The sequence below is a fragment of the Bacillus glycinifermentans genome, from assembly GCF_001042475.2.
GTDB lineage: Bacteria > Bacillota > Bacilli > Bacillales > Bacillaceae > Bacillus > Bacillus glycinifermentans.
The window spans coordinates 122,555-144,092 of sequence record NZ_LECW02000005.1 but is presented as its reverse complement, the minus strand read 5'-3'; the positions used below and the strand labels follow the sequence as shown (position 1 = coordinate 144,092).

22 protein-coding genes and 1 pseudogene are annotated in these 21,538 nt (G+C 46.5%); 3 read left to right on the top strand and 20 right to left on the bottom strand.

The features are described from left to right. Positions 1 to 3: 3 nt before the first annotated feature. The 12 genes from AB447_RS06625 to sppA all read right to left on the bottom strand — a co-directional run bounded on the left by AB447_RS06625 (position 4) and on the right by sppA (position 10,458). Positions 4 to 765 carry an SDR family oxidoreductase gene (locus tag AB447_RS06625; RefSeq protein WP_048355042.1) on the bottom strand — a complete coding sequence of 254 codons (762 nt, stop codon included), beginning with the start codon at positions 763 to 765 and terminating at the stop codon, positions 4 to 6. A 175-nt stretch (positions 766 to 940) separates the two neighbouring features. Then, positions 941 to 1,078, bottom strand: coding sequence for a hypothetical protein (locus AB447_RS26165; protein ID WP_172796327.1), 138 nt, complete (start codon positions 1,076 to 1,078; stop codon positions 941 to 943). 76 nt (positions 1,079 to 1,154) lie between these two features. Beyond that, positions 1,155 to 2,534 (bottom strand): argininosuccinate lyase, encoded by a 1,380-nt coding sequence (argH, locus tag AB447_RS06620; protein ID WP_057957484.1) that lies wholly within the window; start codon positions 2,532 to 2,534, stop codon positions 1,155 to 1,157. After that, on the bottom strand, positions 2,531 to 3,742 hold the full coding sequence (locus AB447_RS06615; RefSeq protein WP_048356215.1) for an argininosuccinate synthase: 1,212 nt from the start codon (positions 3,740 to 3,742) through the stop codon (positions 2,531 to 2,533). Before AB447_RS06615 ends, argH begins: the two co-directional genes overlap by 4 nt. A gap of 171 nt (positions 3,743 to 3,913) precedes the next feature. Then, on the bottom strand, positions 3,914 to 4,438 hold the full coding sequence (locus AB447_RS06610; protein WP_048356214.1) for a MogA/MoaB family molybdenum cofactor biosynthesis protein: 525 nt from the start codon (positions 4,436 to 4,438) through the stop codon (positions 3,914 to 3,916). Between the two features lie 103 nt (positions 4,439 to 4,541). Continuing rightward, positions 4,542 to 5,729, bottom strand: a complete 1,188-nt coding sequence (locus AB447_RS06605) for an acetate kinase (protein WP_048356213.1) — start codon at positions 5,727 to 5,729, stop codon at positions 4,542 to 4,544. A 225-nt stretch (positions 5,730 to 5,954) separates the two neighbouring features. Next, positions 5,955 to 6,941: a class I SAM-dependent methyltransferase gene (locus AB447_RS06600; protein WP_048356212.1), complete on the bottom strand. Its 987-nt coding sequence runs from the start codon at positions 6,939 to 6,941 to the stop codon at positions 5,955 to 5,957. An 82-nt stretch (positions 6,942 to 7,023) separates the two neighbouring features. After that, the gene (gene tpx / locus AB447_RS06595; protein ID WP_048356211.1) at positions 7,024 to 7,527 is read right to left on the bottom strand and encodes a thiol peroxidase; all 504 of its coding nucleotides are present in this window, start codon (positions 7,525 to 7,527) and stop codon (positions 7,024 to 7,026) included. A gap of 125 nt (positions 7,528 to 7,652) precedes the next feature. Beyond that, entirely contained in the window at positions 7,653 to 8,105 is a 453-nt protein-coding gene (gene ytfJ, locus AB447_RS06590; protein ID WP_048405868.1) for a GerW family sporulation protein, read from the bottom strand. Between the two features lie 12 nt (positions 8,106 to 8,117). Continuing rightward, entirely contained in the window at positions 8,118 to 8,801 is a 684-nt protein-coding gene (locus tag AB447_RS06585; RefSeq protein WP_048356210.1) for a DUF2953 domain-containing protein, read from the bottom strand. A gap of 118 nt (positions 8,802 to 8,919) precedes the next feature. Continuing rightward, positions 8,920 to 9,435, bottom strand: coding sequence for an RDD family protein (locus AB447_RS06580; protein ID WP_048356209.1), 516 nt, complete (start codon positions 9,433 to 9,435; stop codon positions 8,920 to 8,922). Between the two features lie 15 nt (positions 9,436 to 9,450). Further along, entirely contained in the window at positions 9,451 to 10,458 is a 1,008-nt protein-coding gene (gene sppA / locus AB447_RS06575) for a signal peptide peptidase SppA (protein ID WP_048356208.1), read from the bottom strand. 188 nt (positions 10,459 to 10,646) lie between these two features. On the opposite strand from sppA, the gene AB447_RS06570 reads away from it, so the two are divergent. After that, positions 10,647 to 11,447 (top strand): NAD kinase, encoded by an 801-nt coding sequence (locus tag AB447_RS06570; RefSeq protein WP_048356207.1) that lies wholly within the window; start codon positions 10,647 to 10,649, stop codon positions 11,445 to 11,447. Positions 11,448 to 11,505: 58 nt separating this feature from the next. Here the strand turns inward: AB447_RS06570 and AB447_RS26160 are convergent. From AB447_RS26160 to AB447_RS06545, 6 genes and pseudogenes are all read right to left on the bottom strand, one after another. Further along, positions 11,506 to 11,706: pseudogene (locus tag AB447_RS26160) on the bottom strand (transporter); the annotation flags it as partial. A gap of 166 nt (positions 11,707 to 11,872) precedes the next feature. Continuing rightward, the gene (locus AB447_RS26705; RefSeq protein ID WP_232517701.1) at positions 11,873 to 12,085 is read right to left on the bottom strand and encodes a hypothetical protein; all 213 of its coding nucleotides are present in this window, start codon (positions 12,083 to 12,085) and stop codon (positions 11,873 to 11,875) included. Between the two features lie 32 nt (positions 12,086 to 12,117). Beyond that, on the bottom strand, positions 12,118 to 13,707 hold the full coding sequence (mbcS, locus tag AB447_RS06560) for an acyl-CoA synthetase MbcS (RefSeq protein WP_057957483.1): 1,590 nt from the start codon (positions 13,705 to 13,707) through the stop codon (positions 12,118 to 12,120). Positions 13,708 to 13,901: 194 nt separating this feature from the next. After that, positions 13,902 to 14,117 carry an alpha/beta-type small acid-soluble spore protein gene (locus AB447_RS06555; RefSeq protein ID WP_006638006.1) on the bottom strand — a complete coding sequence of 72 codons (216 nt, stop codon included), beginning with the start codon at positions 14,115 to 14,117 and terminating at the stop codon, positions 13,902 to 13,904. Positions 14,118 to 14,227: 110 nt separating this feature from the next. Then, a complete protein-coding gene (thiI, locus tag AB447_RS06550; protein WP_057957482.1) occupies positions 14,228 to 15,433 on the bottom strand; it encodes a tRNA uracil 4-sulfurtransferase ThiI in 1,206 nt (401 codons plus the stop codon). Positions 15,434 to 15,440: 7 nt separating this feature from the next. Continuing rightward, the gene (locus AB447_RS06545) at positions 15,441 to 16,586 is read right to left on the bottom strand and encodes a cysteine desulfurase family protein (protein WP_048356206.1); all 1,146 of its coding nucleotides are present in this window, start codon (positions 16,584 to 16,586) and stop codon (positions 15,441 to 15,443) included. Between the two features lie 189 nt (positions 16,587 to 16,775). On the opposite strand from AB447_RS06545, the gene brnQ reads away from it, so the two are divergent. Then, positions 16,776 to 18,113: a branched-chain amino acid transport system II carrier protein gene (brnQ, locus tag AB447_RS06540; protein WP_048356205.1), complete on the top strand. Its 1,338-nt coding sequence runs from the start codon at positions 16,776 to 16,778 to the stop codon at positions 18,111 to 18,113. A gap of 44 nt (positions 18,114 to 18,157) precedes the next feature. Here the strand turns inward: brnQ and ezrA are convergent, their stop codons facing one another. Then, entirely contained in the window at positions 18,158 to 19,855 is a 1,698-nt protein-coding gene (gene ezrA / locus AB447_RS06535) for a septation ring formation regulator EzrA (protein ID WP_048356204.1), read from the bottom strand. Between the two features lie 192 nt (positions 19,856 to 20,047). Here ezrA and hisJ point away from each other — a divergent pair, with 192 nt between their 5' ends. Continuing rightward, complete coding sequence (gene hisJ / locus AB447_RS06525; protein WP_048356202.1) at positions 20,048 to 20,857, top strand: histidinol-phosphatase HisJ; 810 nt, start codon at positions 20,048 to 20,050, stop codon at positions 20,855 to 20,857. Here hisJ and refZ read toward each other — a convergent pair. Beyond that, positions 20,850 to 21,488 (bottom strand): forespore capture DNA-binding protein RefZ, encoded by a 639-nt coding sequence (gene refZ, locus AB447_RS06520; protein ID WP_048356201.1) that lies wholly within the window; start codon positions 21,486 to 21,488, stop codon positions 20,850 to 20,852. The genes hisJ and refZ overlap by 8 nt on opposite strands. Positions 21,489 to 21,538: the final 50 nt, after the last annotated feature.

The window sequence follows — 21,538 nt, the reverse complement described above, 5'->3', positions numbered from 1 at the left end:
CTTTTAGTGAGAGTGACGGTTAATCACGTTCAGGCCGCCTGTTGCTTCAATAACCGTTCCCGTGATGTAGTCCGAATTTTCATCGCAGAGGAATGCAATGATCCTTGCGATGTCTTCTCCGGTTCCCGATCTGCCAATCGGCGTTTCCCGATCAAGGGAAGCACGGGCGTCTGAGATCGAGGATTCTTTCATGTCCCCGACGATGTTGCCCGGACAGACCATGTTTGCTGTAATGCCTGAGCCCGCTTCTTCGATGGCGATCGTTTTGGTAAGGGAGGCAAGTCCGACTTTCGCCGCTCCAAAAGCTGAACGGTGCAGCCAGCCCGGAGCATGGTCAGCCCCTTGAAATCCGTATGTGATGATGCGTCCGAACTGCTGGCGTCTCATGACCGGAACGACCGCTTTAAACAGATGGAAGACGGCGCTCAAATTTCCTTCAAGCATTTCATACCATTCATCATCAGTATAATCGGCAAGCTTCTTCCGCTCAAATATGTATGGGCCGGCATTGTTAATCAGCAGATCGATTGTTCCGAACCGCTCGAGAGCCGCATTCACCATGTGATGCAAATCTTCCTTTTTCGTGACATCTCCCTTTACAAACTGCAATCGGTCAAGGCAAGACTGCCATTCGGTTTTCAGGCGCTTGACAGCTTCTTCATCCCGTCTGTAGTTCACCGTCACGGAATATCCTTTTTCGAGCAGCGCTTCTGTCACTTTACGCCCTAAACCTTTTGAACCGGCTGTAATTAACGCATGGCGCACATCTTTCCCTCCCAGGCATTGGTTCTCTGTATTCACCATCATTGGCATGATATTCTTTTCTATCTATACTTTACTACAAAATCGGGAGGATATCACATGTTGAGCATCGGCAATTTTTGAGAAGATTACAATAACAAAGCTGAAGCCATCAGGCTCCAGCTTTATCGAAAGGGTTCTATTGTTCGTCTTGATCAGACTGCTGTTCGTCATAACTAACAAAGCCGCTGAAATAAGCATCAGATATTTGCTGGACGGTTTCCTTTTCCCCGTCGGCATCATACATGTAGGCTTGTTTTAGCTTATCCTGCTTCATTCCCACACCCCTCTTTTCGATTCATACGTGTAGTTTGCGTCTGAGCATTCTCAGTTATGAATCGAATCGCGAAGTGTTAAAAATTGTTCAATTTTTGCTTTGCTTTCTGCAGGGCTTCCTTAACTTTTTTGAATCCGGTACCGCCTTCGCTCATCCTTTTTTCGACGGCATGGTGCGGATCGAGCACGACATAGACGTCCTCTTCAAACAGGCCGCTCGCCTTTTGGAATTCTTCAAACGGAAGGCTACTGAGGTAAATCCCTTTTTCAATACACGTATAGACGAGCTTTCCGACGACTTCGTGCGCATCCCTGAACGGCATCCCTTTTTTCGCCAGATAATCGGCCAGCTCGGTTGCGTTTGAGAAATCCTGCTCGGTTGCTTTTTTCATCATGTTTTGATTGACGGTCATCGTTTTGATCATGCCGGCGAAAATCTCAAGGCTTCCTTCGACTGTTTTGACCGTGTCAAACATACCTTCTTTATCTTCCTGCAAATCTTTGTTGTAAGCTAAAGGAAGGCCTTTCATAATCGTTAACAGGCCGATCAGACTGCCGTATACGCGTCCGGTTTTCCCGCGGATCAGCTCCGCCATGTCCGGATTTTTCTTTTGCGGCATCATGCTGCTGCCTGTCGCGTATGTGTCATCAAGCTCGATAAACTTAAATTCCTGTGAACACCAAAGGATGATTTCTTCAGAAAAACGCGACAGATGCATCATCAGAATGCTGCTTGCGCTTAAAAATTCAAGGATGAAATCCCTGTCGCTGACGCCGTCAAGGCTGTTTTCATAAATCGAATCGAATCCGAGCAGCTCTGCGGAATATCCGCGGTCGATCGGAAAGGTCGTCCCCGCGAGCGCTCCGCATCCGAGCGGAGATGTATTGATCCGCTTCAGCGAATCGCGGTAGCGTTCTTTATCGCGTTCAAGCATCCAAAAATAAGCGAGCAGATGGTGGGCGAACGAAATCGGCTGGGCCCGCTGCAAATGCGTGTAGCCGGGCAAAATCGTTTCGACGTGTTCTTCCGCTTTTTCGACAAGCACGCCTTGAAAAGCCGCGATCAAATCGAGAATGTGTTCGGTGTGTTCCTTTAAATAAAGGTGCATGTCGGTTGCAACCTGGTCGTTTCGGCTTCTCGCCGTATGAAGCTTGCCGCCGAGCGGTCCGATTTCATCGATGAGCATCTTTTCGATATTTAAGTGAATATCCTCATAATCGACGGAAAAATCGAGTTCGTTTTTTTCGGCTTTATGCAAAAGAGATGTGAGGCCTTCCTTTATTTTTTCCGCTTCTTCCTCTGTCAAAATGCCGCACTTTTTCAGCATGGAAGCATGGGCGAGAGACCCTGAGATATCTTCTTTTACAAGCGTTTTGTCAAAGTGGATCGATGCTCCGAACTCATCGACCCATTTTTCCGGTGTTTTTTGGAACCGGCCTCCCCAAAGCTTTTTCATGCTTTAACCTTCTCCTTCTGTTTGACGATGCTGTTTACTTTTGTCGGCAGCCCCCACAGTTCGATAAAACCGACTGCCGCGTGATGGTCAAATGCATCGTCTTTTGTGTATGTCGCCAATTTTTCGTCGTAAAGGGAATAATCGGACTTGCGGCCTTCCACGATTGCATGGCCTTTAAACAGCTTGACGCGGACGACGCCCGTCACGTGCTTTTGCGTTTCCTTCAGGAAAGCGGAAAGCGCGTCTTTCAGCGGTGAAAACCAAAGGCCGTTGTAAATGACTTCAGCCATTTTTTGTTCGATCAGCGGCTTAAAGTGGGCGACTTCTTTCACCAATGTCAGATCTTCAAGCTCTTTGTGCGCTTTCAACAGCGTCACGGCTCCCGGGCATTCATAAACTTCGCGGGACTTGATGCCGACCAGGCGGTTCTCAACATGGTCGATCCGGCCGACGCCGTGTTCCCCCGCCAATTCGTTCAGCTTTAAAATCAAATCAGAGAGGGTATAAGACACGCCGTCAATCGATACCGGAACGCCTTGTTCAAAAGCAATTTCGACAACAGCCGGCGCATCAGGCGTTTTTTCAAGCGGCTTTGTTAAGTCATACGCTCCTTCAGGCGGCGCTGCCCAAGGGTCTTCAAGGATGCCGCATTCATTGCTTCTGCCCCACAGGTTTTGGTCGATTGAATACGGACTGTCTAAATTGATCGGAATCGGAATGCCGTGCTTTTCCGCGTATGCGATCTCTTCATCGCGCGACCACTTCCATTCGCGTACGGGAGCGAGAACCTCGAGATCCGGGTTCAGCGATTTAATGGAAACTTCAAAGCGGACCTGGTCATTTCCTTTGCCTGTGCATCCGTGAGCGACGGCGACTGCGTTTTCTTTTTCGGCGACTTCTACAAGCTTCTTGGCGATCAGCGGTCTTGAAAGGGCTGACACCAGCGGGTATTTGCCTTCATACATTGTGTGGGCCTGCAGGGCGACCAGCGCAAACTCCCGGGCAAACTCTTCTTTTGCATCAATCATGTAAGAATTGACGGCACCCACTTGAAGCGCCTTTTGCTGAACAAACGCTAGATCCTTGCCTTCGCCGACGTCAAGGCAGCAGGCAACTACATCGTATCCCTGCTCTTGCAGCCATTTTATCGCAACAGAAGTATCAAGACCTCCTGAGTATGCTAAAACCACTTTTTTCTTTTCCGTCATTTTGAAAAACTCCCCTCACATCGGTGTCTTTTGTATAAAAATAAGTTTCATTTAATAAAAATACATTTAATATGTATACACTTTATCAAGGAAGTCACGTTTTTTCAACCTTTTTATAAAAAAAACTTCATTCATTTTTTATGAATGAAGTTTCGTCAGTATTCAGCATATTCACCACAGGTTCTGCACGTCTTTTCTCAATTCCCTGATCACGTGGGCAAGCTCCGGAACAATCAGTTTTGCCATCGCAAGCTTGACCGCTCCGCTTGAGCCCGGCGTCGCAAATACGGCTTTGTTTTGAATGACGCCGGCTGATGCTCTGGAAAGAATCGCGCTTGATCCGATATCCTCGGTATAGCTCAGCATCCGGAAGATTTCTCCGAAGCCGGGAATCTCTTTCGAAAAAAGCGGTGCAATCGATTCGATCGTTACGTCTCTCGCTGCAATGCCTGTCCCTCCGTTTAACAGTACCGCTTCAACGCGATCATCGCGGCATCCTTCAAGCACCGCCGCCTGAATCTCTTCCTTTTCGTCTTTCACGATCTCGTAGGAAACAATTTCGTGGCCGGCATCTGTCAAAAACTCTTTCATCAGCCGGCCGCTTTTGTCCGTATCTTCCGTTCTTGTGTCGCTGACCGTGATCACCTTGCAGGACACGCAGTCCGGCGCTTCTTTTTTGTGTTCTTCGACGCTCATGTTACATCCGCCTCCTTTTTTAGCGATCTTTTTCATTATAAAGGAGAAAGCTTTCTTGAAACATATAAAAAACCTTCCCCCGTAACCTGGGGGAAGGCTGTATTTATTTTGCAAGTCTGACAACGTCTCTTGCAATCATGACTTCTTCGTTGGTCGGAACGATCAGCACTTTTACCGGAGAATGCGGATAGCTGATAAACGCTTCTTTGCCCCGGACGTTATTTAACGCCGGATCCCAATACACGCCCATGAACTCCAGGCCGTGAAGAACGCGCTCTCTTACTTCAACGCTGTTCTCGCCGATGCCGGCAGTGAAAATGATCGCGTCAACGCCGCTCATTCTCGCTGCATAAGAACCGATGTATTTATGGATTCTGCTTGCAAATACTTCAAGAGCCGTTTCCGCACGCTCATTGCCTTCTTTAGACGCTTCTACGATATCGCGCAAATCGCTTGAAAAGCCGGAAATGCCCAAAAGACCGCTCTTTTTATTAAGCGTGTTCAGCACTTCGTCAGCAGTTTGTCCCGTTTTTTCCATAATGAACGGGATGAGTGCAGGGTCGATGTTTCCGGACCGCGTTCCCATCGCCACGCCAGCTAGCGGTGTGAAGCCCATTGACGTGTCGATCGATTTGCCGCCTTCAACAGCAGCGATGCTTGCTCCGTTTCCTAAATGGCAGGAGATCAGGCGCAATTCCTCAAGCGGACGGCCGAGAAGCTCCGCAGCCCGTTCAGTGACATATTTGTGAGACGTTCCGTGGAAGCCGTATTTGCGGATTCCGAACTTTTCATAATATTCATAAGGGAGGCTGTATAAGTAAGACTGTTCAGGCATCGTCTGATGAAAAGCCGTATCAAATACAGCAACCGCAGGAACATTCGGAAGAACTTCTTTAAACGCCTTGATTCCGACGATGTTAGCCGGGTTGTGAAGCGGCGCCAATTCAGAAATTTCTTCAATTTCGCGGATCATTTCGTCTGTCAATAAAACGGAGTCACTGAACTTTTCGCCTCCGTGGACGACGCGGTGGCCGATGCCGTTGATTTCGTTTAAGTCTTTAATGATGCCGTATTCCGTCAGTTTGCCGAGCAGCATTTTTACCGCTACGGAATGATCCGGAATGTCAGTTGTTTCGCTCTTTTTTTGATCATCGAAAGAGATCGTAAAAATGCCGTTATCCAGCCCGATCCGTTCGACTAAGCCTTTTGTTAATACTTTTTCGCTGGGCATTTCGAAAAGCTGAAATTTTAATGATGAGCTCCCAGCATTGATTGCGATAATTTTGGACATAAATGACGCTCCTTTTTACCTAGAGTCCGGTTATTTTATGTTCTACCCGGATCATAAAAAATATGTATAAATCGTTCTTAGTAAATTCAAAAAATATCTGCCTTTCTCATTTAAACATTCAAAAGAATCCTTTTCAAGTATGATTCTGATTGTTAACGCTTTCAAAAAGATTTTATTATTTTCTGAAAATAAATATACAGCCAGAGAATTCTATCTCTGACTGTTTTAGCTTTTTTCCTGTTTGAACCAATTGTCAAGTTTTGCGGTCATCTTCAGCATCGCTTCTTTGTTGGAGAAGGACGGAAGTTCGGCAAGCAGTACATGCTTCGGCGATTTTGCCCCTTCTCCCTGCTTTTGCAGCACAAGGATGCTTTTTGCGTGTGCTTCATCTTTAAATATCGAAAGCGGCAGCTGAAGCACTGCATTGATGTGCGCGGTTTCCTTTAAAAAGGTCCGGAGCTGGTCGCTTTGGCTGCTTTCAAATAAATGGTTCGGAATCATGAAAAATAAATATCCGCCCGGTTTTGTATATGTCAGGCTTTGTTCGATGAACAGATGATGCGAAAAAGAGTGGCCTTCGTCGGCTTTCAGCCGGAACGCCCGCGCGCTTTCATCATCCGGATAATATCCGACGGGAAGATCGCAGATGACCGCATCGACAGGATCCATAAAAATAGGCTGCAGACTGTCCTGGTTGAACAATTCAATTTCTTTTTGCTGAAGATTCGCTTGAACATAGGCGAGTTTGATCAGTACATCATCAATCTCGGAACCGAAAGCTTTGCCGGGTGTTTCTGCAAGCTGGTTCAATACGGCGAGCAGAAGGTTTCCTGTGCCGACCGCCGGATCGAAAAGGGTGAGCCCTTTTTTGCGGCCCATGAACTTGTTGACGAGATATCCGATAAACAAACCGATCGTATCCGGCGTCATCTGCCGGTTCGGATGGGGGATATTTTTCAGCCCTTTGAGAATCGCAAGCTGAAAGGCTTTTCGTATGGATTCATGGCTGCATTGGGAAAAATCCGCTTTTTCGATCAGCTCTTTCATCTTTTGTTCGCCTGCTTCTGACAACGTTCGGCTTGCTTCTCCCAGAAAGTACGCTTCTCCGGTATCTGCCAACGCTTCTATGTATGGGATCTCCCGGTCGCGGGCGATGATGTGTGCTCCGTCATCAAGCCATCCGTATATCGTTTCCACTTGGTTGTTTTGCATGCAATGTCTCTCCTTATGAAAATGTAAAGCCATGAAAAGAGCTCCGGGAGTTGTTCACCTGGAGCCCTTTTTAACGTACTTTTTACTTTGCAAGCGACTTTGCAGCTTCAATCGCTTTTTCGTAATCCGGATGATTTGTCGCTTCACTTACATATTCAGTGTAAACGACTTTTCCGTTTTCGTCTAAAACAAACACGGCGCGGGCGAGCAATCTCAGTTCCTTGATATAGACGCCGAATGCTTCCCCGAATGACATCTCCCGGTGATCTGACAATGTTTCCACATTTTCAATTCCGTTCGATCCGCACCAGCGCGCCTGCGCAAACGGAAGGTCCGCGCTGATCGTGTACACTTTCACTGAACCGAGGCTTGCGGCTTCTTCGTTAAAACGGCGGGTCTGTGCGTCGCAAACTCCCGTATCAATGGATGGTATAACTGAAATAATCGCAGGTGTGCCTTTGATGTCTTGAAGCGTCACTTCCTCAAGCGAATTGGAAAGCACCGTAAAATCGGGAGCTTGATCACCGACGCGTGCTTCGGAACCAACCAATGTCACAGGGTTTCCTTTAAATGTTATTGAAGCCATCTTCATTCCTCCTTCACTTATGTATGACTCTACTATAAAAGAGTTTGAGCCAAACTGCAAAGCTTAAGTTTGAGACCAAAAAAAGTTAACTGCTTCTAAAAACAGTTAACTTTCAGAGCGTTGTTTTATAATGGCATATCTTTTTGATTCATTTTTTGTTTTTGCTTATCGTTTTTCTTAAATATTTGCTGAATCCGCTCGATGGTCTGCGGCGCGGAATCCAAAATTTTGTCAATGACGTGCGTGTTTTCATCCAAATGGAGGATTCTTACGCCTGATGTGCCGACAATCAAAAACGCAATCGGGGTGATCGATACGCCTCCGCCGCTCCCGCCGCCAAACGGAAGCTTCGCTTCTTTTCGTTCCCGTTCACCGTCGCTTGCTTTCGATTCCGCAGGTTGCTTACCGCTGAATTCGCTTCCTCCGGCCGCAAATCCAAAGCCTACTCTGGAGACGGTTAAAATGACACTGCCGTCAGGTGTTTCTACAGGATCTCCGATAATGGTATTGACATCGATCATTTCTTTTAAATTTTCCATGGCGGTTTTCATCAAACCTTGAATTGGATGTTCAGCCATACTCCATTCCTCCTATACAGATGAGTCTTTCTTTGTTGAACCTGACTGATGTTTCGTCAGCTTAAACAAGCCGCGCCTGTTTCCTTTCCAATTAACCACGATTCTGAAAGCTGCGGTTATAGCATGTCCAACGCGAAAATGGAATATACATGTCAGGTGCGTTTGGGAGGACGGGCTGTTAAAAACGGGAATCACCTGATACTCAGGGCGCCGGTCAAAACTTAAAATCCGGTCCAAAATAGCTATCGCGGCGGATTTAACGGACCAGGCGCCCCCCGTTGCGATACCGGTCAAAGCCGCGTCAGGAAGCCCGAGAACTGACGTCCACTCAAGCTTCGTTACATGAATGCGCTTCATGAAATTGCGGATGACCGGCTGAAGATTCCGGATTTGTTCGACCAGTTTTTTGATCTGACCCGTGCTTTTAAGTACGTCTTTGTACCCCACTTTTCGCTTCTTTTTATCTTTCCTGACAGCCGTGTTCGTCCGCTCCTTCACATCAATGGTCATATTCTTTTGATTGACCTTGATCAAAGGAATTTCCCTTTTGATATGAAGGAGGCCGAAAAGCGTCCGAATCTTAACGGTCAGCCGGTCGTCATCTTGTGCATGAACATATTCGATTGAAACGCGGATTTTCATAAACCAAACAGCCGCAAGCAAAGATATGGCGGCTGCTATCCATATGTAAACCATGTTTTCACTTCCTCTTATATTAGGCATTATGGGATAAACGCAAAAAAAATAAACGTGGAAGATCGCCATGGCTCAGGAAAGCCCGGCAGTCTGGCTGCCGGGCTCCTGAATGGTGTATTCACTTTTTCCGATACAGCTTTTCGTGAATGACCGCAGTATCGGCAAAATAATCGTGGATTCCTTGTTTCTTCGGCGTAAAACCGACAATGAGATAGGTGATATACACGCTGTTGATATAGCGGCCGATGACTTCCCTGAACAGGATCACATCCCAGGTAAGCCCTTTTTCGGGAACAAGTGAAACCACCTTGAGCCCGAATACCATTTTGCCCAATGTCTGCTTGAAACACTTCGTCATAATGGCAAAATAGGCAAAAAACACGACAGCCGACGTAATCGAATACAGCGAAAAAGTGAAAAGCCCTGTTTCTTTCGGTAAATGAAGCAAACTGAAAACAGGAGAGATGAGCAGGCGGTTGATGCTGCCGATCACAATCCCGTCAAGCAGAAACGCCCAAAATCTGATCCAAAAACCGGCGTATGCATGCTCCAAAGGCGGGGCCGATTTGGCTTGAGAAACGTCAGCGGGCGCAGATACTTCGTTATGATCCTTTCCATCATAAGTCACATCCATTTTTCGGTCCCCCTCCTATTTAGCGTAAAGATACATCAGTCTAGGCGCGCCGGATTGCGAAACGGCTTCTTTAATATTCAAAAAGTCAGCTTCGCTTTTAAATATCTTGTTCGCGCTCATCGACAGGAGCGATGAAAGGCCTGTCGATTCTTTGTAGCTGACAACGGACGCCTTAGCCAAATCTTTATGGTCTTTTTTCATTGCTTTTACTGTATCTTCGTAATAGCCGAGTTCATCGACCAAATGCAGCTTTTTCGCCTGCCGTCCGTCATAAACCCGTCCATCGGCGATTTTTTTCACGTCGGCCTTTGATAAATTGCGCCCTTCGGAAATTACGCCAACGAAGCCTTCATAAGAATCGTTGACCATGGACTGCATAATCTCCCGCTCTTTCTTCGTCATATCGCGCGTCGGTGACATGATGTCTTTATATTCTCCGCTTTTGATCGTTTCCGTTTTCAACCCGAGCTTTTCGGCAAGCTTGCTGTAATTCAGGCCTTCCATAATGACCCCGAGAGAGCCTGTCAGGGTGTCGGGCGCTGCGTAAATCTTATCCGCCGCGGTGGAAATGTAATAGCCTCCGGACGCTGCCATTGAACCCATTGATACGTAAATCGGCTTTTTCGCATCCTTTTTGATTTCTTCGAGTTTCTTATGTATTTCAGCGCTTTCGTATACTCCGCCTCCCGGAGAATTCACGCGTAAAATGATCCCTTTTACCGCGGAATCATCTTTCGCTCTCTCCAGCATTTTCAAGAACGATCTGTGGTTGTATCCGTCAGAGCCGAGAAGGCTTGAGCCATCACCGTTGTCTTGAATCGTTCCATCCACTTCGAGGACTGCGATTTTATTTGAACCGCTCCCGTTCTCCAAAACCGTTTCTTCCTGGCCGTCAGTGAGGCCAAACTGCATCTTGCTGTCATCGCTGAAACTTTCAAAAACCGTCAAAATAAGGCTCATGATCAAAGAAACGCCGAAAATACCCACAGCGATCACGAGCGCTATCCACCTTTTAGGATTCATTTGTTCTCCTCCTTTAATAAAAAACGTTGCATGTCATAGTACGTATACGAAGAGAAAAAGTTCGATATGATGACGCTTCATATACAACAAACTCCTGAGGACATGATAAACTAGGGTCACAGGTCATTTTAACATATATGTTGGATGGCAGAGAAATCTAAATTTCACAAACAAAGGGGAGAATGGTTGTGACAGACCGCCGGAACATTTATTTCTTTTACAAGAAAAATGCGGAAACAGATGAACAGTGCAATATGCTGAAGCAGCTTGCCAAAGAACATGGATTTCAAGTCGTCGACGATCATCGGCAGGCCAACATTATCGCAAGTATCGGCGGCGATGGTACTTTTTTGCAGGCGGTGCGAAAAACGAATTTCAGGGATGACTGTCTGTATGTAGGGATAGCCAAAAAGGGGAAGGCTCACCTTTACGCTGATTTTAATATTCATGATACAGATAAAATGATTGAAGCGACAAACTCGGAACAAATCGAAGTCAGAAAATACCCGCTGATTGATGTGACGGTTGACGGGACGAACCGATTTCACTGTCTGAACGAGGTATCCATCCGCTCAAGCATTATTAAAACGTTTGTGATGGATGTATATATTGACGATCTTCATTTTGAAACATTCCGCGGGGACGGAATGATTGTATCCACCCCGACGGGAAGCACGGCTTATAATAAATCTGTCGAAGGGGCGGTTGTCGATCCGTTGCTTCCATGCATACAGGTGACAGAGCTCGCTTCATTAAACAACAACACCTACAGGACGCTCGGTTCGCCGTTTATCTTAAGCGCCGACCGTAAGCTGACGCTTAAAATCGCCCAGGACGGCAACGATTATCCGATCATCGGCCTTGATAACGAAGCATTCAGCACGATGAATGTAAAAGAGGTTGAGGTCAGCCTGTCCGGAAAAGTCATGAAAACCGTCAAGCTGAAAGACAATTCATTCTGGGAAAAAGTAAAGCGTACATTTCTTTAATATTGGAAGCCTTTTCAAGATGAAAAGAGGCGGGTGCCAAGCACCTGCCTCTTTTTTGTTATATCGACATTTTAACTTTCGCATTCATGCCGGGAAGCACGCTGGAAGAAGGATGATCGATAGAGATCTTAACCTGCACCTTCTCAGTCACTTTTGTACAGTTTCCGTTCGTATTCTCCGGCAACATTGAAAATGCAGAGTTTGTCGCTTTGACGATGTCCTTTACTTCCCCTTCGAATGTTGTGTCCTGATTACCGTCAGGCGGTAATATCCACTTTATCCGGCCATTCTTGGGAAACCTCGGCATAAACATCACAGCTGGCCTTTTGCACCTTATGCAGCTTGTCAATTCCTTCCTGAGTCATCTCCACAAGGTTGATCCGGCCGTTTTGCGGATCTGGAAAACGCCTGATCAGTTTTTCCGCTTAAGAGCCGGAACTTGCCGGCTTGCAGTCGAGAGGATTCATCATCAGCTTGTCAGCTAATGTATTGATCGCAAGAGGACTTTCGCTGTCAAGTTCGCTCAAAAGCAGGTATTCGGAACGGTCCAAATTTCCGAATCGCGGACTGTAGGCCGTTGTCAGGCGCACCAGGAGCGCGATTTCTTTCTCGATGGTTCGGAGTGAGTCACGGCTCAAAGGAGGTCTCCCTATTATTAAAAGTTTGCCGTTCAGCGATTTCTTTCCGTTTTCCGGGCGAGTTCCCGTTTTCTTAATTCAAAGCGTTTGATTTTCGCTGAAGGGGTTTTAGGAAGCTGGTCGATGAATTCGATTTCCCGCGGGTATTTGTACGGAGCTGTTAATGCCTTGACATGGTTTTGCAGCTCTTTTACCAGGCTTTGGTCTCCGGAGCAATCCTTTAATACAACGTACGCTTTGACGATGGCTCCTCTGATTTCATCAGGACTTGCGACAACGGCGCATTCTTTTACACGCGGGTGCTTGATCAGCGCATCTTCGACTTCAAAAGGGCCGATCGTATAGCCGGAACTGATGATAATATCATCGTTTCGGCTTTCAAACCAAAAATAGCCTTCTTCATCTTTGCTCGCTTTATCGCCGGTGATGAAGTAATCCCCTCTTCTTTGAAGAAGCGTCCGTTCCGGATCATTATAATATTCTTTGAAAAGGGCCGGCGTACTGATATGGACGGCGATATCCCCCGTTTCACCGGGTTCGCAGATACCCCCGTCTTCATTTATGATTTCGACGATGTTGCCCGGGGTTGGCTTACCCATGCTGCCCGGTTTGACCTTCATTCCCTTCAGGACGCCGACGAGCAAAGTGTTTTCCGTTTGTCCATAGCCGTCCCGCACTTCAACGTTTACATGCTTTTTAAACGCGTCGATGACTTCCCGGTTTAAAGGCTCGCCCGCCGAAACAGCACTGTGGATAGAAGAAAGATCCCAGCCTGACAGATCATTGACCTTTGCCATAAATCGGTACTCTGTCGGCGTACAGCAAAGCACATTGATTCGATAGCGTTCCATTAACGACAAATACGTCTCTGGATCGAATTTTCCGTGGTAGACAAATCCTGTCGCTCCGCTTCCCAGCACAGCCAAAAACGGGCTCCACAGCCATTTTTGCCACCCTGGGCCGGCCGTTGCCCAGACGAGGTCGTCTTCTTTGATATCTAGCCAGGCGGAAGCCGTCGTTCTTAAATGGGCATACGCCCAGCCGTGTGTGTGAACAACGCCTTTGGGCTGGCCTGTCGTGCCGGATGTATACGATAAAAACGCGATATCGTCGCGGCTCGTTTCTGCCGCTTGAAAGGATGCTCCGTTCCCCGTTTCCATCTCTTTTAGTAGATCCGGCCATCCAGCTTCATTTTCTCCGACCGAGAAAGTCTTCAGCTTTTCCTTGGACTGAACTCCCTCTATAGAATCAATAAACGAAGAATAAATAACGGCGCCTTTCACACCGGCATGCTCGATCCTGTAGTCCAGGTCTTTTGCGCGAAGCATCTCAGAACAAGGAATGACAACCATTCCCGCTTTTAGAATCGCCATATAAACGGCATAGGTTTCCAAAACGCGCGGCATCATCACGATCAGCTTATCGCCTTTTTGCAAACCTGAATCGGCCAGAACGCCTGCTATCCTGTTAGTTTTATCGATCAGCGTCTGATATGTCCAGGAAGCTGTTCGACCTGATTCATCTTCCCAGATTAAAGCCGTCTTGTTTGGAAAAGCATTGAATTTTTCAATCTCATCAACCGCATTATACTTCTCTGGAGCTATCAAATCTTCTCTTTTCAACGATTTCCTCTCCTCACATTTGCCATCATTTCATTATAAACAATATTGTGTATTTTCTAAAACGATTTGTCCCATGAAAATACAGTATGTTCGGCAGATATAAAGAGTGTGTACTGCTGACACGTTCTTTTCGCACAATAAAAGAGTGGGGGAAAACCCCACTCTCATTATCCATTACTTGTTTAATTTTTAAGTTACTGAGGTGTACCTCCGCCCATTTGTTGCTGAGCGAAAGAAACTAAACGCTTAGTGATTTCTCCTCCAACTGAACCGTTTGCACGAGAAGTAGTTTCCGCTCCAAGGTTAACACCGAATTCAGAAGCGATTTCGAATTTCATTTGGTCGATTGCTTGAGCAGCTCCTGGAACCAATAGTTGGTTAGAATTGCTTTGTCTGTTGTTTTGAGCCATGTGTTCTCACCTCCTTGTGAGTATAGATTGTGTAGAAACACATGACTTCATGCAAAGAATGTTTGGTAATTGTATGCAAAACAGACGGTATCGACCTTGGGAATGCGCCTTTAAAATAAGTCGGCGAACTTCTCTTTCGCCTCCGTTTTGCCGCTTAAAACGATCGTTTCCGTCTTTTCTACCGCTTCCTGAATGAGAGGCTCGAAGTCGGTATAGCTTTCAAAATGCTCGATTTTTTCTTTTTTGGGCCGCGTTTTCGGCGCTGACGGCGTGAAGATCGTGCAGCAGTCTTCGTACGGCCTGATGCTGATGTCGTATGTGCCGAGCTCTTTCGCCTTTTCGATGATTTCGGTTTTGTCCATTCCGATCAGCGGACGCAAAACCGGCGTATTCGTCACCGCATTAATCGCATACATGCTTTCAAGCGTCTGGCTTGCCACCTGTCCGAGGCTTTCTCCCGTAAAAATGGCGAGGCCGTTGTTTTGTTCGCGTATCTTGTCTGCGATCTGCAGCATCAGCCTGCGGGTTGCCGTCATCGAATAGTTTTCGGGAATTTGCTTTTGAATGTGCTCCTGCGTTTTTGTAAACGGCACGATGTGAAGCTTGATGTCCCCGCCGAACGCCGTCAGCTTTTCGGTAAGGTCGATCACCTTTTGCTTGGCGCGCTCGCTCGTGTACGGCGGACTGAAAAAGTGAATCGCCTCAATTTCAAGGCCGCGCTTCATCGCATAAAATCCGGCGACAGGGCTGTCAATGCCGCCCGAGATCATCAGCATCGCTTTTCCTCCGCTGCCGACGGGCAGTCCCCCGGCTCCTTTTTCATCGCGGAACGTCAAATAAGTCGCATCTTCCCTGATCTCGATTCGCAAATGAATGTCAGGCGAGTGAACGTCAACGGTCAGGCCTTCAGTATTCCGCAAAATATGTCCGCCGATTTCGGCATTCATTTCATTGGTGTTTAATTCAAACTGTTTATAGGCTCTTTTTGTCGATACTTTGAACGTGTCACCGGCCTTGTATTGCTCTTGTACGGATGCAAGGGCCGTCTCTTTAATGCTGTCCAAGTCTGTCGGACATTTGACGGCGAGGCTGAACGATTGAATGCCGAAAACGTTTTTTAAGCGGGCGGTTACGGCTTCGGCATCCTCGCCGTTTAATGTGAGCGTCATTCTGTCCCTTGTTGCTTCGTAACGGATGTTTCTGAAATCGCGCAAAACCATTTTGATGTTTCTTTTCAGACGATCGACAAAAAGGCGTCTGTTTTTTCCTTTTGTTGAAATTTCGCCAAAACGGATTAACATGTAGTCATATTTCATTTTTTCTCTACCTCATAATTCCTTTTAGTTTGTGTACACTTTCTGTTAGAGCTGTCATAAACGGCTCGACAACCCCTTCGTTTCCCCGGTAAGTTAAGCTGATTCTGATGCTGCTTTCGGCCGCCTGCTCCCCTTTTCCCATAGCCATCAGCACTTTGCTCGGCTTATGCTGCTTTGATGAGCATGCGGATGTCGTCGATACAAAAATACCCCGTTCTTCGAGCATATGCAAGAGGACTTCAGCTTTAATTCCCGGAACGGAAAAATTGATGATGTGCGGTGCGCTCGCATCTTCAGGCGTATTTAAAATCACGCCTTCCAAACCTTTAAGCTGCTTGATGAAATCCGCTTTTGCCGCTTTCATCTCCTCTATATAACCGGAATAATCCTTTGCTGATAAGTTGATCGCTTTTGCGAGCGCTGCCGCGCCGGCTGTGTTTTCTGTCCCGGCCCTTCGGCTGTTTTGCTGTTCGCCCCCTGAAATTAACGGAAAAAGGGTAATTTCTTCTTTTAGTATGAGAGCTCCGGTCCCTTTTAAGCCGTGGAATTTATGGCCGGATATTGTGCAAAGGTCGATTTTTGCACGGGCGATGTCCAGCGGAACTTTATGAATCCCTTGAACAAAATCGACGTGAAAGAACGCACGGCTCGTCCTTTTTACGATGTTCCCAATGTCCTCGACAGGCTGAATGACGCCCGTTTCATTGTTAACATGCATGATGCTGACAAGAATCGTATCTTTCCTGATCGCTTTTTCCAGCTCTTCAAGCGACACGCGCCCCTGACCGTCGACGGGAAGATACGTAATGTCAAAACCGAACGCGGTTTTCAGCTGTTCCAAAGATTCGGAAACAGAAGGATGTTCAATGGAAGAAGTGATGATATGCTTTCCTTTTTGGCCGTGTGCAAGCGCAATGCCTTTCAGCGCCATATTATTGGCTTCTGAAGCGCCTGACGTAAATACGACGTCATAATCAGTGACGGACAAAGCCGATTTGATTTGTTTTCTTGCTTCAGCCAATAATTGATCGGCTTCCACCCCGTGGTGATGCAGCGAGGATGGATTGCCGAAGAAACGACGGCTGACTTGTTCATACGTTTGCAACACTTCAGGATAAGGTTGAGTTGTCGAACTGTTATCAAGATAAATCATAATCTGCTCCTTTGGAATTGAACGTTCTTTTTCATGACTGTATATGTTATCATATCAACCCGAAATTGAAAATTAAAATAAATGTTTGACTTATCTGATTTTTAAAATATAATAGTCTTTGGACTTTTGTCACATTATATCGCAAAAATAATTGACAGAAAATTTTAACAATAACAGGAGGTCTTTTTAATGAAAACTACGCTATCCGCTAAGGAAACGTTAGCGATCGGTTTGATGCTGTTCGCTCTCTTTTTCGGAGCGGGAAACATGATATTCCCTCCCCTGCTCGGCCAAGCTGCGGGAGAAAACGTATGGCCGGCCATCATCGGGTTTTTGCTGACAGGCGTCGGCCTGCCGCTTCTCGGCGTGATTGCCGTAGCCCTTACCGGCAGTGCAAAAGGGCTGGCGGATAAAGCGCACCCCGTCTTTGGCACCATTTTAATCGTCTGCATTTACTTGACGATCGGACCGCTGTTTGCGATTCCAAGAACGGGAACCGTTTCGTACGTCATTGCCGTTGAACCGTTTTTGGGCAGCCATTCATCAGGGATTTACCTGTTTATTTTTACCCTGATTTTCTTCGGTATCACTTTTTTCCTGGCTTTAAATCCGAGCAAGCTTGTTGACCGCATCGGTAAAATTTTAACACCGATCTTATTGGCAGTCATCGCTATACTCGTAATCAAAGCAATCGTTACGCCGATGGGCAGCATTGGTCCTGTTACGAAAGCGTATGAGGCCGCTCCGATCTTCACAGGCTTTTTAGAGGGCTATAAAACAATGGACGCCATTGCGTCGATCGTCTTCGCCATCGTCGTTATTTCAGCGGTAAAAGAGCGCGGAGTGACAAATCCGAAATCAATCGCGGCCTCCTGTATTAAAGCCGGGGTTGTGGCTGCAGTTGGACTTGCGCTTGTGTATGTATCACTTGCTTATCTTGGAGCGACAAGCGTTGAGACGGTCGGGTCACTCGATAACGGAGGAGCCATCTTATCTAAGGCTTCCACCTTTTTGTTCGGCTCATTTGGTAATGTCGTCCTCGGGGTTGCCATTTTGTTCGCCTGCCTGACAACGAGCGTCGGACTTGTTTCTTCGTGCGGAGAATATTTTTCAAAGCTGATTCCGGGTCTTTCCTATAAAACCGTCGTGATCATTGTATCGCTGTTCAGCCTGGTGATCGCGAATTTCGGATTGAATGAAATCATCTCGCTTTCAGTGCCGATTCTTTCAGCGATTTATCCGCTTGCGATCGTCGTTGTATTCCTTTCGTTTATTGACAGACTGTTTAACGAACGGCGCGAGGTGTATATCGGAGCGCTTTTCGCAACAGGCATTTTCAGCATTATCGACGGCTTGAATGCCGCGAACATTCCATTAGGAGCGCTGAACAAATTTTTAGGCGAGCACATTCCATTATTCAGCGTCGGAATCGGCTGGCTCATCCCGGCCATCATCGGCGCAGTGATCGGTTACATCTTGACTTTCCTTATCCCTGTAAGTCCGGACCGTTTAGAGAAAGTCAGCTAAAATGATAAGCCCCCCTTCTTTTGGAAGGGGGGCTTTTTGTGCTTTTAGCTTTCAGGCTGATCGGCCTGCGATTTCAGGTGATTCACAGAACCCGGAGAGGCTTTTTCCACCGCTCTTGCGGCAATCTCAAACGCCTCATCGTAATCGTATGAATAAAAGCGCCTTTCCGCTTCTTTCAGCTGCTCGGAAAGCATATGGTTCTGGCTTCTGAAGCGGTTTCCGTACTGAATGATGCGCTCGGTCATCAACACTTTTTCAACAAGATCATCCGTCTGTTCTTTCACACCCGTGACAAGCTTTTCGGCTTCTTTCAGCCGCTCGTTGACGGCATCCATGTTTAACGGGAGAACATCAAGCTGTTCATTCACCTTCAAAACGATGGAGCGCGACTCTTGAATCTGTTCTGTCAATGACTCGGGAATGCCCGGAACATTGCTTTTTTCCAGACGTCTTGCCGTATCTTTGACGGTGTGCTTCAACTGTTCAAGAAGCTCTCTTGCCTGAAGCTCTTCCTTTCGCAGCAATTGAAGCATTTCCCTGTATTCATCGTGCTCTTTTTGAGCCGTTTCCATCTGCTTTTCGACGTCCAGCAGCTCTTCCTTCAAGAGGGAATAAGCGACATGCTTCTGATCAAGCCTTTCCTTCACCTGCTCAAACTGCTTGTTGATCGTTTCAAGCCGCTTTTCGTACGACTGCTGCTTTTCCAGCTCACTCGTCGTCAGCTTGTAGCTTTCTTTTACGAGCTCTGTTTCGGCTTTTGTTTCCTCTTTGTTCGATTCAAGCTTTTCAAGCGTGACAGCCAGCTCCGGCATTTTGCCTAATACGAGCTGACCGGCTTCGACCTCATGCTCCAAATCGTTATACAGCGTCTGTATCGTCTCATCGATCATTTGCACGATCTGTGATGCTTCTTCCAGATTGAGGTCTGCCATGAGCGCTGCTTCGGCGCGCTTCAGTTCCTTCATAAGGTTTTCCAGTTCTTTGTCGATCTGAATGTGGTCAAGCTTGTAGCCTTTGCCGATCATTTCCTGGTAGCCCGCCCTCAGTTTCTGAAGCTCCTGCGGTACGGTCTGCTTGCAGCTGGCAAGCAGCTTCGGCACATCGTCTATATGTGCTTGAAGCTCTTCAAGCAAGCGGTCCTGAGCAAGCAGCACCTTTCTTGCCTCTATGTAGTTTCCGCCTTCGGTCTCGGCTTCGAATCGCTTGATCCCTTCCCATACCTCATCAAGATCGGCTTCGATTTTCGGGTAAAGGTCACCGTACAAATGGCTGTACGCCAAAAGGTTTTTGCGCACCTTTGTATACCGTTCTTTCACGTCTTCAATTTCCTTGCGGTTTTGTTCTTCGCTTGAAACGAGGTCGGCGATTTCCTTTAAAATGTCCTCTATATTGGACTCGGCCGCTGCTAATAGGTTTTCGATGTGGGCGAGCACCTGCTTTGACTTTTGAAAGCGGTATTTATCGGCGCAGTCCTCCGCTTCGAACAACAGCTCTTCAACCTTCGGCATGTGCGATGTGACGATTTCATCCCATTCTTTGCGCCATCTTTCAAAGAATTCTTCGGTCTGTCCCGTCATTTTCAAATGCTTGATTTTCGACATTTCCTCCACGATCGAACGGTTGAGGATTTCGATTTTCCATGCTTCTAAACGGTCGATTTCTTTATATATATTTTTTCTGAATAAGTAGCCTGCAGCGAATAAAATCAAAAAAGCCGCTAATAAGCCTATGACAAACTCCATAATGAGCCCCCTTGCTGTTTAACTTGTTCTGTCAGGGTTATAATATTTTGAAAAATTGTTATGTAAAAAAGAAGTAAAGCTATCGTTTTCATTGTTCTTATGATACCATGTAACCAACATTTTTTGAGCAGAATTTTTAATTTTTTTACATCAAAGTGACAACATCTGACTATTTCTTTACGGGGTGACATCATGCTGAAACGAGACGGTCATGTCCACTCTCCTTTTTGCCCTCACGGATCAAAGGATGAATTCAGACAATATATAGAAGAATTATGCAAAAAAGGCTTTCATTCCGTTACCTTTACAGAGCATGCCCCCCTGCCGCCTTCTTTCGTTGACCCGACACCCGGGAAGGACAGCGCCATGCCGATGGCGTCACTGGAGCGCTATTTGAAAAGCCTTACGGCGCTGAAAAAAGAATATGAAGGGCAAATCGATATTTTAATCGGTCTTGAAGTCGACTATATCCGCGCCTTTGAACGCGAAATCCAGTCATTTCTCGATGATTTCGGCCCGGTTCTTGACGACGGCATCCTGTCGGTTCACTTTTTGCCGGCGGGTGAGTCTCATATCTGCCTTGATTATGATGATGCCGCGTTTCAACAACTGATCAGGCATTATGGAACGATCGAAGAAGTGTATCTCGCATACTATCAGGAAATCTTTTCTTCTATTGTATCATCGCTCGGCGTCTTTAAGCCAAAACGAATCGGTCATCTCACATTGATTAAAAAGTTTGTCAAACTTTTTCCATACACCATGTCAGAAAAGGTCCGCCAATCGGTGTCCTCATGTCTGACAGAAGCGGCAGCACGCGGGCTTGAGCTCGATTTCAATACGTCAGGCCTCCGCAAACCGCATGCCGGGGACATTTATTTGGAGAAGTGGATGATCGAAGAAGCCAAACAAAAAAACATCCCGCTTGTTTATGGGTCTGATGCCCATCAAGCAAAGGATGCCGGGTTTGGCTATGAACGTTTTGAACATATCGTTAAATAGCGGCAATCTGTTCCTGTTTCCTGTCAAACAAGCTGATGATCCATGTTTTGACCTCTTGATAATACGCCCTGTAAAAGTAAGGTTCATGGGGCTGCAAATACAGTACCTCAGAAATATACTGCGGCTGCAAATAGGGCATCGTCAAAAGCGATTTCAACTGGATCATAAAATGCGAAAGGGGAAAATGAGAAAATTCTCTGTTCTCTTTTCCTTTTTCAATGATCAAATGGAGAATGTACTTTTCTTTTGTTAAGTATGTCGACATCACTTCACGAATCAGCGTCGAATCGATCGTTACCTCGCGATAGACGAATCGAGTTAATTGACGGTGTTCATGCTGATACGATAGAATATCAAAAATCAGCTGAAGAAGGCAATCCTTTGCAGTTGTGCCATGGAGACGCTCGTATCCCTTTTCAAGGATTCTCAAATATCCTTCATAAAAACGGGATACCAAATGTTCCATTAATCCGCCTTTTCCATTAAAGTAGTAAGAGATGTGGGCCACATTGACATTCGCTGCTTTTGCGATTTCACGGACGGACGTTCCTGAAAACCCTTTTTGGTTGAACAGCTGCACGGCAGATTCGATAATTCTGTCCTTTGTGGTAAAAAATGAGTTTGATCCCATCTTGTTCACCCCTTCTTACAAAAACAATTCCACGCACCAGGAATTGTTCC